The sequence below is a fragment of the Pseudoalteromonas sp. SCSIO 43088 genome (assembly GCF_023650795.1).
Lineage (GTDB): Bacteria > Pseudomonadota > Gammaproteobacteria > Enterobacterales > Alteromonadaceae > Pseudoalteromonas > Pseudoalteromonas shioyasakiensis.
Window position 1 is genome coordinate 3,126,113 of the sequence record NZ_CP072675.1, and the last position, 11,477, is coordinate 3,137,589.

Consider the following 11,477-nt stretch of genomic DNA (forward strand, 5'->3'; position numbering starts at 1 on the left):
CGGTTAATGAAATTTGCAGTCATTTTATACTATCAGACACGCTTTTTTTGAGTATAATCAAACGATAACTGCTAAGGGAACCTCTATGCCCAAAGGAATGCAAAAAACCAGCTGGCTGCTATATGGCTTCGCCGCATTTTTTATTAGCTTATTTGGCTATATCTATTACACCTATGAAACCACGCGTAGTGAGATCATGGAAAATATCGATACCAAACTGCTTAATGCCGCGGTCAGTGTCAAACATATCCTAGGTGATGACTATCACAATATAGTTAATGCGGGCTTACCAATCTCTTCGGCAATATATAAAGACAAAAGCCGAGCCCTATCTGAGTATGCAAAACAAATGCAGCTTGCCTATGTGTACGCAATGGTACTGCGCGACGGCAAAGTCTACTTTAGTGCGTCGAGTTACACGCAAAAAGATCAAAACAATGGCCGCGTAACACAGTTTCTAGATGCCTACCCCGAAGCGACAGAACTTAACAAAGAAGCTTTTTTTTCAACAGAGCCTGTATTTGAGGTATCAAAAGATCAATGGGGCTATTTTAAAAGCATCTTTGTCACTTTTGTCGATGATAATGGTCACACCTATATAACGGGTGCCGACATAACCATTAGTGACTTAAATCAGCAACTGCAGCACAGTGTGACCCGTGCAATGATCACAGGCTGTTTCTTTTTCTTTATTGCAGCGCTAATTGCTGGGCTGTATTTTTTACAACTAAAACGCTCCCTCTCAACAGATGCCCGCACCGGCTTTGCTAACCATGTCGCGCTGGAATACTACATAAAGAAAACCACCAAACACCGTATGGAGCTAGCAGTTATTGCCATTAATGAGTTAGAAGATATTAGCAGTTTTTATGGCACTGAAGTGAGCGACAAAGTAATGGGTAACTTGCTTAGCTATTTTCAATCAAGGATGCCTAGCGAAGGGTTTGTCTATCGATTAGCAACGAATAAAATTGCGCTATTACGAACGCATAGTGATGAGCGTAATATCGATGATGTTATTAATGCTTTTAACTATGCAATTCCTGCGTTGAAAGAGCCTTATATCTACGTGAGCTTGTATGCAGGTATTGCTACAGGTAATAAATTAATGCTGATTGAAAATGCCCATGTTGCGCTGCAGCAAGCAAAGCTTAATAATCAGCGTATTGTACGTTATGAAAATGTGTTTAAGCAGGTTGAAGAGAAATTTAGAAGCAATGTTACGCTTGCCAAAGAAGTAAAAGAAGCCTTCGATAACAATCGCATCGTACCTTACTTTCAAGCGGTCTATAATAACCAAAGCAAACACATTGACCATTATCAATGCCTAGCCAGAATGGCCAGTGCTACAGGTCGTATTCATGCGCCAGATTACTTTATGATGGTGCTAAAGCGCTCACGTATGGACGGTCTTTTAAGGCGCACCATGTTTACTCGCTGCATTGAGCAGTTTAGGAAAACCAATGTGCGATGGAGTATCAACATTACCGCACAAGATATTCTCGACCCAAGCTTAAGCGAGTTTTTAGAGTTACAACTTAGGCGCTATCCGCAGCCTCATAATATTATTTTTCAGTTTTATGAGCGTGATGCCATTGCTTACTTTAGTGAAGTAAAAACCTTTATTAACACCCTAAAAAATAAAGGTGCTCAGGTTATTATCAATGAATTCGGCGCGGGCTTTTCAAACTTACCCCACATTAGAAAGCTAGAAATTGATGGCTTGAAGCTAGATAAAGGGTTGGTGAGCCAAATTCATACCAATACTGATAACTATCTGTTTATTGAAAACTTGGTGAAATATGCTCAGCAATTAAAGTTAGATGTAATTGCTGAGCAAGTTGATAACGAACAAATAGCTGACGCGCTTGCTCGAGCGGGTGTTACTTTAATGCAAGGGAGTCACTTTGCACCACCGACCCCCTATATTCATTAAAGGTTGATCACCAAACGGTGACTTTGTTGACCACTGGCCCAATATTTACGTTCGAATGGAGTAATTGCAGTATCGCTTTCATACAGCTCAACATCGCACTTATGCCCTGCAAGCTCTAATGAGCGAGCAAACTCTTTTACGTATATATCCCAGTTGCTTCTCAGCTCTAAGCGGCCGCCTAATTTAACGATATACGGAAAAATTGCAGCGCCGTGCCAGCGTCTTTGCAAGTGCTTTGCTTTTGGCCAAGGGTTTGGATACAACAAGTAATGATGACTCGGTTGCCAGTTTGCAGCCACCGCTAAGCGCCAAAAATCATTTAAATCAGCTTGTACTAAAATGTACTGCCCTGCATCTGTTTGCTTGTATTCAATATCATGCTTATCTAAACGATGTGATGACTTATCAATACCAATCACCAATGCATCAGGGTGACGTTTAGCTAAGTTAGCGGTGCTTTCACCCACACCACAACACGAATCAAGAATAATAGGCCCGTTAAATGCCTGCACCTTTTCGTTTACCTGATCAAAAGCTGCTTGCGTATGCTCTGCAATCGGCTTTTTAAATTCAGCACTTAAGTGCTTTAAAACAATTTCGTCTAGCTTTTCATGTAAGCCAGGTTGATTCGATACAATACTTCTCGAATTTGCATCCGTCATTAGTGTCTAAGCCCCACACCACGTTTAATAAGGGTTAATGCTAACGTAAATAAACCCACAATAAATAAACCAAGTACACCAAATGCTACCGATAAATCGACATCAGACACACCTAAGAAACCATATCTAAATGCATTCACCATATAAATAATTGGGTTTACTTGCGATACGCCTTGCCAAAATTCTGGCAACAAGGTGATAGAGTAAAACACCCCACCGAGATAAGTCAGCGGCGTTAAAATAAAGGTCGGGATAATACTAATATCATCAAAGCTATTAGCATAAATTGCATTGATAAGTCCACCTAACGCAAATACAGCCGACGTTAAAATAACCGTAGCCATAATCACAAAAATATTATGAATTTGAATATCAACAAATAGCAAAGAGACACAGGTAACAATTAAACCAACCAGCATACCTCGTGTCATACCACCGCCCATGTAGCCAAGTACAATGATGTAGTTTGGCACTGGTGCAACTAAGAGCTCTTCAATGCTTTTTTGAAATTTAGTCGAATAAAAACTCGAGGCAACATTCGAGTAAGAGTTGGTGATCACCGACATCATAATCAGACCTGGGACAATAAACTCCATATAACTAAAGCCACCCATATCACCGATACGAGAACCAATCAGATTACCAAAAATCACAAAATACAGGCTCATCGTGATTGCCGGCGGAACTAAGGTTTGCACCCAAATACGTAAAAAGCGAATACACTCTTTGATCCAAATACTTTTTAGCGCTACTCCATATTTAAACATTATTCGCCTCGCCCTTGTTCTAATAACCCTACAAACAGCTCTTCTAAACGGTTTGCTTTATTTCGCATACTCAGCACAGTATTACCTTGTTCAGTCAGCGCACTAAACACCTGGTTTAAGCCCTGTGACTTCGCCACTTCAACTTCTAAAGTGTGATCATCGGTCAGTGTGTATTTATAACCTTCAATGCTAATTGGCTGCACTGGTTGCTTTAAATCAAGTACGAAAGTTTCTTTATCAAGCTTGGCAAGTAACGCTTTAATGGTGGTGTTTTCAACAATCACACCACTGTCGATAATCGCGATGTTTTTACATAACAGCTCGGCTTCTTCTAGATAATGGGTGGTCAAGATGATGGTCACACCTTGCTTATTAATCTCGCGAAGAAAATCCCACATAGAGCGGCGTAGCTCAATATCAACACCCGCTGTTGGTTCATCTAAAATGAGTAATTTAGGTTCATGCATCAGTGCACGAGCAATCATTAAACGGCGTTTCATACCACCTGAAAGGGTGCGCGCTTGTTTATCTTTTTTCTCAAATAAACCTAGCTGCTTTAAGTATTTTTCAGCACGCTCATGCGCCAGCTTTCTTGGTACACCGTAATAGCCTGCTTGGTTAACCAAAATTTGATTTAGTGTTTCAAACTGACTGAAATTAAATTCTTGCGGTACTAAGCCAAGTTCAGACTTAGCAGCTTCAAGGTCTGTATCAATATCGTGACCAAATACCTGGACACGACCGGCACTTTTATTCACTAACGATGAGATAACACCAATAGTGGTTGATTTACCTGCCCCGTTTGGTCCAAGTAAGGCAAAGAAGTCGCCTTGCTGAACTTGTAAATCAATGCCTTTTACGGCTTCAACACCATTTTTATAAACCTTTTTTAGGCCTTCAATATTTAATGCGATCGTTTTTTCGCTCACTGTTTGCCCTCTCCATAACCCCAACGTTTCGTCAAAGTATGTTCAATGTTTAAATGATCTAAAATTCGCGCCACCATAAAATCAACCAAATCTGAAATCTGCTCTGGTTGATGATAAAACCCCGGTGCCGCAGGCATAATAGTTACGCCTAGTCGTGCTAGCTTCAGCATGTTTTCAAGGTGGATTTCGCTAAATGGCGTTTCACGCGGAACTAAAATCAGCTGCCCACGCTCTTTAATAACCACGTCAGCAGCGCGTTCGAGTAAGTTATCTGATGCCCCGACCGCAATTGCAGATACTGAACCTGCACTACAAGGGCATACCACCATTTTTTTCGGCGCAGCTGAGCCGGATGCAACTGGGCTAAACCAGTTGTCTTTACCAAATACTTTAAGTTGCTCAGGAGCGGCATTAAAAAGTGTACTCAGCTGCTCTGTCGCTTTGTCTTCATTACCTGAAAGTTTGATATTCGATTCTGTATCAAAGACCACTCTTGCCGCACTTGAGATCAGTACATACACCTGAAACTGCTGTTCAAGTAATACTTCTAATAACCTTAAGCCATAAGGGGCCCCTGAGGCACCACTAAAAGCTAACGTTATTTTATCTTTAAATTGCATACAGTTAAGCTCCGTATACTGGTTAGTTTTGTTCAAGGGCAGTGATTAAACGCTGATGAATACCTTCAAAACCACCATTACTCATAATTAAAATATGTTGTGACGGCGCACTATTGCCAACAACCTGAGTAATGATTTCCTCAGTGCTTTTCATGCAATGCATACCTGCTTTGTCTGCGTACTCTTTAAGTGACCAGCTTAAATTTTCTGGCTCAAATAAATACACATCATCTGCTGCATCGAGTGAATCAATCAGGGTTTGTTGATGCACGCCCATTTTCATAGTGTTTGAACGAGGCTCTAAAATAGCAATTATCTTCTCAGTGCCTACTTTTGCACGTAGACCTGCTAAGGTCGTTTTAATTGCCGTTGGATGATGGGCAAAATCGTCATACACTTTTATTGAGTTAACGTCGGCTTTAAGCTCCATACGGCGCTTAGGAGAGATAAACTCAGCTAAGCCTGCAATACTGACTGATACCGCGATGCCTACGTGTCTAGCTGCTGCAATGGCCATAATGGCATTTTTGACATTGTGCTCGCCCATAGCTTGCCAACTGACAACACCTTGCACTTGTGAATTTAGTAGCACTTCAAATTCACTACCATCAGCTTTAAGTAAGCGATAATCCCAATCACCCGCCAGTGTTTCGCTCTCGCTCCAAAGGCCGCGTTCAATCACATCTTGTAGTGCTTCGTCTTGGCTTGGCCAAATCACTTTGCCACTACAGGGTAATGTACGCATCAAGTGGTGAAATTGTTTCTTTATCGCGTTTAAATCTTCAAAAATATCAGCATGATCAAATTCAAGATTATTTAGAATTAAGGTGCGTGGTAAGTAATGTACAAATTTACTGCGTTTATCGAAAAACGCCGTGTCGTATTCGTCGGCTTCAATAACAAAAAATGGCGTTTCGCCTACACGGGCAGACACACCAAAGTTTTGTACGATACCACCAATTAAAAAGCCCGGTTTCATTCCTGCGTATTCTAGTAACCATGCCAGCATACTGGCTGTAGTCGTTTTGCCGTGTGTTCCGGCCACAGCCAACACCCAAGAGTTTTGCAGTAAATTATGCTTTAACCATTCTGGACCAGAAGTATAAGGCAAGCCTTTATCAAGTACGTATTCAACGCAAGGGTTGCCTCGGCTCATAGCATTACCTATCACCACCATATCTGGCGCGGGTTCTAGTTGGGCAACGTCATAACCTTGGGTGAGTGTAATCCCTAGCTCTTCTAATTGCGTGCTCATCGGCGGGTACACATTTTGATCAGAGCCTGTCACTGTATGACCTAACGATTTAGCGATTGCGGCAATACCACCCATAAAGGTGCCACAAATTCCAAGAATGTGAATATGCATCTACTGTCCTGAGCAAAATGAATAAGAGATAAGTAAGGCGTTATAATGCCAAATATAAGCTTTACTTACCATTACTACACGGCATTAGAGTATTGCCAAATAGCCGACATAAAAAAACACCTCAACTTGAGGTGTTTTTTAATTAAGTTTAAAGCCTATTTTACAGCATTAAGAATGCAAACAAACCTACACCTAATAGTAAGCGATAGATAACAAATGGCATCATGCCCATGCGCTCAATCACTTTTAAGAAAAAGAAAATACATGCATAAGCCGATACAAATGATAAACCTGCGCCTAATAGAATTGCATGCCAATCAATCGCCTCGCCCGCTGTAGCCAACTGATACACATAATATGAACCAGCTGCAGCAATAACTGGAATTGACATTAAAAACGAAAAACGTGCGGCGCTTTGCTTGTTTAGACCCAACATTAAGCCCACAGTAATGGTAATACCTGAACGGGATGTACCAGGAAATACCATAGCGAGCACTTGCGAGAAGCCTAATAAAAGCGCACTGAAAAAGTTTACTTGGTAAATATTCTTAACTTGCTTTGCTTTTACATCGGCATACCAAAGTAACAAACCAAATACGATGGTTGAAGTAGCAATAACCCAGGCATTACGCGAGTAGCTTTCCACAAAATCTTTAAATAAATAACCAATTAATAATGCTGGAATGGTCGCAACAATAATCCACCAGCCTAAACGACTATCATCGGTTGCCCCTTGTGAACCAAACGATTTAAACCACGCACCGAGAATATCCACCACTTCTTTACGAAAATACAGTACCACAGCACCTAGCGTACCTACGTGTACCGCAACATCAAATGCCAAGCCTTGGTCGTGCCAACCTAAAACTTGTGAGGGTAAAATTAAATGTGCTGAGCTCGAAATAGGTAAAAACTCAGTCAATCCTTGAATTAAGGCTAAAACAATTATCTCAATAATACTCATGGGTTAGAAAACTCCACCTTCCATAGTTTTTGTTGTGGGTTATTATAATTATTCCATAACTCAGCCAAAGTTAGCTTAGCTACGGGGTGATAAAAATCAGGAGCAATTTCAGCTAGAGGCTGCAATACAAACGCATTTTTGGTTATTTCATCCCGCGGTAATTGCGCAGGCGAATCACAGATAATGTCATCATAAAACAATAAATCAAGGTCTAATGTGCGAGGACTAAACTTTTTATCCTCACGAGTGCGGCCATTATCAAGCTCAATTTTTTTCAGTAGTTTACATAGTTCAGCTAATGGCATATCTGTTTTTGCTGCGACCACTGAATTATAAAAATTACTACCTGCAAACCCCACCGCTTCACTTTCATAAACAGACGAATGTATAAAGTCTGGAAAAAAAGGCTTTAAGGCAATAAGCGCTTGTCGAAGATAATGCTCTTTATTGACATTAGAGCCTAAGCTTATAAAAATTTGCGCCATGGTTAGTTTGCCTTACGACGGGTGATCTCAACTCCCACCGTTTGCGCTTGTGGTACTGCGGCTGGTTTACTAACACGTATAGTGACTTGGTTAGTCGCAAACTCAGCTAAAATAATGGCAGCTAATTGCTCAACTAAAGTTTCAAGTAACTCAATTGGTTTTGCCGTTGTATGCTCAATCACTCGTTCACTCACTTTGGCGTAATCAAGTGCTAAATTTATATCATCAGTTGCCGCTGCGGCAGAAATATCACATAACATTTCGATATCAAAATACAGGCTTTGTTTACTTTCTTTTTCAAAATCATACACGCCAATAATGGTGTCTACATGTAGTTGTGATATATATACCTTGTCCATTGATACTCCAAGTGACATGAATATTAAAACAACTCCTCATACTAAACGCTTATTGATAACAATAATGCGCTATATAAGCTGTCATACTGTTTTAATATATAAAAATTACCCCTACAATAACGGATAGATGCATTGCAATAAGGTGCTTACATTCTACTCGATGAGAGCGGCAGATGGTTTTGCCGCCAATGATAGCCCAAAAGTGCAGATTAAAAAATAAGGAAGCGCGTGTTAGAAGTTTTAATGTTAGTTTTAGCTTACATACTGGGATCGGTCTCTTCCGCTATCCTTGTATCAAAGCTGTTTAAACTACCAGACCCACGCAGTCATGGATCGAATAACCCTGGTGCTACAAATGTTTATCGCCTTGGGGGAAAAGTCCCCGCTGTTTTAGTTCTTGTCTTTGATATTTTAAAAGGAACCATCCCTGTCTGGGGTGCCTACTTTTTAAAAATAGACCCGCTAATGCTAGGTTTAATTGGTGTGGCAGCCTGTTTAGGGCATATGTATCCGCTGTTTTTTAGCTTTAAAGGTGGTAAGGCTGTCGCGACCGCTTTTGGCACGTTATTACCCATTGGTTTATCGCTAGGTGGGATGCTGATCGCAACCTGGCTCATAATTATTGCTATCACACGATATTCATCGCTTGCAGCACTGGTTACGGTTTCGTTAGCACCTCTTTATACTTGGTGGATAAAACCTTTGTATACCTTGCCAGTTACCTTTTTAACCGTGTTGATAATTTTCCGTCACAGAGCAAATATTACTCGCTTGATGGCGAGGGAAGAGCCTAAAGTAGGGGCTAAGAAAAAAGCCCCAGAGCAGGAATAGTGTTATAAATTAAAGTGCTTCGAGTGAATCAATAGGCCAGCGCGGCTTTGTTTTCATATCAAGGCTAGCAAACTGACCTGCTTTCAAACGCTGCATACCAGCATAAGCAATCATAGCGCCGTTATCTGTACAAAACTCTGTGCGCGGGTAATAAACGCGCCCTTTCATGCCTTGCATTACTCGTTCAAGTTGCGCACGCAATTGCACGTTTGCACTTACACCACCGGCAATCACTAAACGTTTGATACCTGTTTGCTTTAATGCACGCTTACATTTAATGATTAGAGTATCTATTACCGCTGTTTGGAATGCATGAGCAATATCAGCTTTGGTTTGCTCGTCATCATCGCTATCACGAATCGCAAGAGACGCTGCTGTTTTTAAGCCACTGAAGCTAAAATCTAAGCCTGGTTTATCAGTCATCGGACGTGGGAATACAAAACGCTCAGGCGTACCTTGCTCCGCAAGTTTTGCTAGACGTGGGCCACCAGGGTAATCAAGACCTAATAACTTCGCGGTTTTATCGAATGCTTCACCGGCAGCGTCATCAACTGACTCTCCCAGCACTTCGTATTCACCAATGCCAGATACTTTAACCATCATAGTATGACCGCCAGACACCAGTAGTGCGATAAACGGAAATTCCGGTTTGTCCTCTTCAAGCATTGGCGCAAGTAGGTGGCCTTCCATATGATGAACAGCAACAGCAGGAATATTCCAACCATAGGCCAACGAGCGACCAATAGAAGTTCCCACAAGGAGTGCACCAACAAGTCCAGGGCCTGCGGTGTAAGCAATGCCATCTAAGTCTTCTGGGCCACAACCAGCTTGTGCAAAAGCAGCATCAATCAAAGGTAAGGTTTTACGTACGTGATCGCGTGACGCAAGCTCAGGTACCACACCGCCGTAATCGGCATGCACTTTTACTTGGCTATACAGTTGATGTGCTAATAAGCCTTGTTCATCATCATAAATGGCAATACCCGTTTCATCACATGATGATTCAATACCTAAAATTCGCATCAATTACTCCGCCAAGAAAAAACAAACGCGTATTTTACAGTGAAAATACGCATTACTGAATATTAAATTGCAATACCTATGTTGGTTTGGCCGTCAGATACAGCAAGTTGCTTAAGCTCTTTTACGTTCTCTGAGGTAATTCGGCCCATTTGCTCTACAAAATCAATAAGCTCTGCAAGCACATCAATTTCATACTGCATTAAAGGGTGTTCACGAACAGCTTTGTTATCAGCAATTTCACCATCTACTGTTAGTTGATATTCAATAAAACGAGCCACTGAAGCCTGTGAAATTTTACTAATATTTAAAAACTCTTGTTCATCTTTAGCTATCAAACCGTGCAACATGCCAAGCAAAGCGGTTGCTGTATCGATTGCGGGATAAGTCCCGAACATGTCAAAGTCAGTAAGCTCTGGCACATTCGGCTCTATTTTTTCAATTTGCTTTTCAAGGCTGATTTTACTTTTTGGTAGTAAGATTTTTTCCCAGCAGACACTTAATGCGCTACGAAAAACCGCGGCATCACCAAACCCTGTTGCTTCACTAAATAAGCTGTAATTAGGCAGCATACGCTCAAGTAATGCGCCACCTAAAACCGCTTTTTGCAAATAGTTTAATTCTCTAATACGTTGAAAATTATTCGCTTTTGTCATTCTTTACAGTCCCACAAGACCAACATATTTCAAATGTTGCTCCGTTAAGCTCATGACACTTAGGACATACCCAGTCAGGAGCCGATTGTTTTAATTGCCGGTAGTTTAGCAATATTTCTTGCGCCTGGCGCTCTTTTAATGCGTAAACGAGTATATCGACCCCTGTTTGTTCAAATGGGATCTCTCCAAGCGCACCTTGTAAAAGCTCACCTTGCAGTTGCGATTCGATCCCTTTACTTTTTAAAAGCCCTTTAATAATGTTGGCTTCTAAGCCATTTTCAGCCTGAAACACTTTCACCCAAGCGAATGGGTCCTGCTTAGCAGGTTGATTTAAATTATTGTTTTGCAAATCACTTCCCTTTTACTTTTCTATCTTTAAATCCTAAACTACGCTAGCAACTAACTTCGCTGCAATGCTTATTTCAAGGTAGCCACATGACTTTAACAACACCGGGACTGTTATTCCCAGCAATTTCTTTACTGTTACTTGCTTACACCAACCGTTTTTTGGTGCTTGCTCAGCTTATTCGAGAGCTCAATGCACGTGAAGGGGAAAGTATCCGCCCGTTAGTTGTTGCGCAAATTACCAATTTAAGAAAACGCATTAAACTCATTCGGGTTATGCAGGTTTATGGCGTTGCCTCTTTTTTAATGTGTACCTTATCAATGTTTGCTTTATTTATTGAGTTTAATACTACTGGAATCATTTTATTTGGCATCAGCCTCGCTTGCTTAGCCTTATCACTTCTCACCTCTTTGTATGAGATCCACATTTCTTGTGATGCTATTGAAATCGAATTAAAGAATATCGAAAAAAAACCAGTTTCAGATAAGGCAGAGTAAATTTCTGCCTCTATACTTATTGTATGAGATACAACAATA

The 11,477-nt window shown here is 41.0% G+C and carries 14 protein-coding genes; 3 read left to right on the forward strand and 11 right to left on the reverse strand.

Features of this window, described 5'->3' with window-relative positions:
- Positions 1-85 precede the first annotated feature (85 nt).
- On the forward strand, positions 86-1,936 hold the full coding sequence (locus J8Z28_RS14405; protein WP_062566420.1) for a bifunctional diguanylate cyclase/phosphodiesterase: 1,851 nt from the start codon (positions 86-88) through the stop codon (positions 1,934-1,936).
- On the opposite strand, the gene trmB is transcribed toward J8Z28_RS14405, so the two are convergent.
- The 8 genes from trmB to folB all read right to left on the reverse strand — a co-directional run bounded on the left by trmB (position 1,933) and on the right by folB (position 8,088).
- A complete protein-coding gene (gene trmB, locus J8Z28_RS14410; protein ID WP_062566421.1) occupies positions 1,933-2,598 on the reverse strand; it encodes a tRNA (guanine(46)-N(7))-methyltransferase TrmB in 666 nt (221 codons plus the stop codon). The genes J8Z28_RS14405 and trmB overlap by 4 nt on opposite strands.
- Positions 2,598-3,365, reverse strand: a complete 768-nt coding sequence (locus tag J8Z28_RS14415; RefSeq protein ID WP_036970898.1) for an ABC transporter permease — start codon at positions 3,363-3,365, stop codon at positions 2,598-2,600. The genes trmB and J8Z28_RS14415 overlap by 1 nt, the downstream gene beginning before the upstream one ends.
- Entirely contained in the window at positions 3,365-4,294 is a 930-nt protein-coding gene (locus J8Z28_RS14420; protein WP_054551082.1) for an ABC transporter ATP-binding protein, read from the reverse strand. The genes J8Z28_RS14415 and J8Z28_RS14420 overlap by 1 nt, the downstream gene beginning before the upstream one ends.
- Complete coding sequence (locus tag J8Z28_RS14425) at positions 4,291-4,914, reverse strand: flavin prenyltransferase UbiX (RefSeq protein ID WP_054551081.1); 624 nt, start codon at positions 4,912-4,914, stop codon at positions 4,291-4,293. Before J8Z28_RS14425 ends, J8Z28_RS14420 begins: the two co-directional genes overlap by 4 nt.
- 22 nt (positions 4,915-4,936) lie before the next feature.
- Positions 4,937-6,280, reverse strand: coding sequence for a UDP-N-acetylmuramate:L-alanyl-gamma-D-glutamyl-meso-diaminopimelate ligase (mpl, locus tag J8Z28_RS14430; RefSeq protein ID WP_062566422.1), 1,344 nt, complete (start codon positions 6,278-6,280; stop codon positions 4,937-4,939).
- A gap of 160 nt (positions 6,281-6,440) precedes the next feature.
- Positions 6,441-7,244: an undecaprenyl-diphosphate phosphatase gene (locus J8Z28_RS14435; RefSeq protein WP_054560951.1), complete on the reverse strand. Its 804-nt coding sequence runs from the start codon at positions 7,242-7,244 to the stop codon at positions 6,441-6,443.
- Positions 7,241-7,729: a 2-amino-4-hydroxy-6-hydroxymethyldihydropteridine diphosphokinase gene (folK, locus tag J8Z28_RS14440; RefSeq protein WP_062566423.1), complete on the reverse strand. Its 489-nt coding sequence runs from the start codon at positions 7,727-7,729 to the stop codon at positions 7,241-7,243. The genes J8Z28_RS14435 and folK overlap by 4 nt, the downstream gene beginning before the upstream one ends.
- A gap of 2 nt (positions 7,730-7,731) precedes the next feature.
- Positions 7,732-8,088 (reverse strand): dihydroneopterin aldolase, encoded by a 357-nt coding sequence (folB, locus tag J8Z28_RS14445; RefSeq protein WP_062566424.1) that lies wholly within the window; start codon positions 8,086-8,088, stop codon positions 7,732-7,734.
- A 228-nt stretch (positions 8,089-8,316) separates the two neighbouring features.
- On the opposite strand from folB, the gene plsY reads away from it, so the two are divergent.
- The gene (gene plsY, locus J8Z28_RS14450; protein WP_250659647.1) at positions 8,317-8,919 is read left to right on the forward strand and encodes a glycerol-3-phosphate 1-O-acyltransferase PlsY; all 603 of its coding nucleotides are present in this window, start codon (positions 8,317-8,319) and stop codon (positions 8,917-8,919) included.
- Positions 8,920-8,928: 9 nt separating this feature from the next.
- Here the strand turns inward: plsY and tsaD are convergent, their stop codons facing one another.
- The 3 genes from tsaD to J8Z28_RS14465 all read right to left on the reverse strand — a co-directional run bounded on the left by tsaD (position 8,929) and on the right by J8Z28_RS14465 (position 10,944).
- Entirely contained in the window at positions 8,929-9,942 is a 1,014-nt protein-coding gene (gene tsaD / locus J8Z28_RS14455) for a tRNA (adenosine(37)-N6)-threonylcarbamoyltransferase complex transferase subunit TsaD (RefSeq protein WP_054560954.1), read from the reverse strand.
- A gap of 62 nt (positions 9,943-10,004) precedes the next feature.
- A complete protein-coding gene (locus tag J8Z28_RS14460) occupies positions 10,005-10,595 on the reverse strand; it encodes a YjaG family protein (RefSeq protein WP_054551075.1) in 591 nt (196 codons plus the stop codon).
- The gene (locus J8Z28_RS14465; RefSeq protein ID WP_055198283.1) at positions 10,579-10,944 is read right to left on the reverse strand and encodes a putative signal transducing protein; all 366 of its coding nucleotides are present in this window, start codon (positions 10,942-10,944) and stop codon (positions 10,579-10,581) included. Before J8Z28_RS14465 ends, J8Z28_RS14460 begins: the two co-directional genes overlap by 17 nt.
- An 86-nt stretch (positions 10,945-11,030) precedes the next feature.
- On the opposite strand from J8Z28_RS14465, the gene J8Z28_RS14470 reads away from it, so the two are divergent.
- Positions 11,031-11,438 (forward strand): DUF2721 domain-containing protein, encoded by a 408-nt coding sequence (locus tag J8Z28_RS14470; protein ID WP_054560956.1) that lies wholly within the window; start codon positions 11,031-11,033, stop codon positions 11,436-11,438.
- The last annotated feature ends 39 nt before the right edge of the window (positions 11,439-11,477 follow it).

Coding starts and splice junctions, on each gene's coding strand:
- J8Z28_RS14470 (WP_054560956.1), top strand. CDS start 11,031: ATGACTTTAACAACACCGGGACTGTTATTCCCAGCAATTTCTTTACTG.
- J8Z28_RS14425 (WP_054551081.1), bottom strand. CDS start 4,914: ATGCAATTTAAAGATAAAATAACGTTAGCTTTTAGTGGTGCCTCAGGG.
- J8Z28_RS14415 (WP_036970898.1), bottom strand. CDS start 3,365: ATGTTTAAATATGGAGTAGCGCTAAAAAGTATTTGGATCAAAGAGTGT.
- folB (WP_062566424.1), bottom strand. CDS start 8,088: ATGGACAAGGTATATATATCACAACTACATGTAGACACCATTATTGGC.
- J8Z28_RS14405 (WP_062566420.1), top strand. CDS start 86: ATGCCCAAAGGAATGCAAAAAACCAGCTGGCTGCTATATGGCTTCGCC.
- J8Z28_RS14460 (WP_054551075.1), bottom strand. CDS start 10,595: ATGACAAAAGCGAATAATTTTCAACGTATTAGAGAATTAAACTATTTG.
- mpl (WP_062566422.1), bottom strand. CDS start 6,280: ATGCATATTCACATTCTTGGAATTTGTGGCACCTTTATGGGTGGTATT.
- tsaD (WP_054560954.1), bottom strand. CDS start 9,942: ATGCGAATTTTAGGTATTGAATCATCATGTGATGAAACGGGTATTGCC.
- J8Z28_RS14435 (WP_054560951.1), bottom strand. CDS start 7,244: ATGAGTATTATTGAGATAATTGTTTTAGCCTTAATTCAAGGATTGACT.
- trmB (WP_062566421.1), bottom strand. CDS start 2,598: ATGACGGATGCAAATTCGAGAAGTATTGTATCGAATCAACCTGGCTTA.
- folK (WP_062566423.1), bottom strand. CDS start 7,729: ATGGCGCAAATTTTTATAAGCTTAGGCTCTAATGTCAATAAAGAGCAT.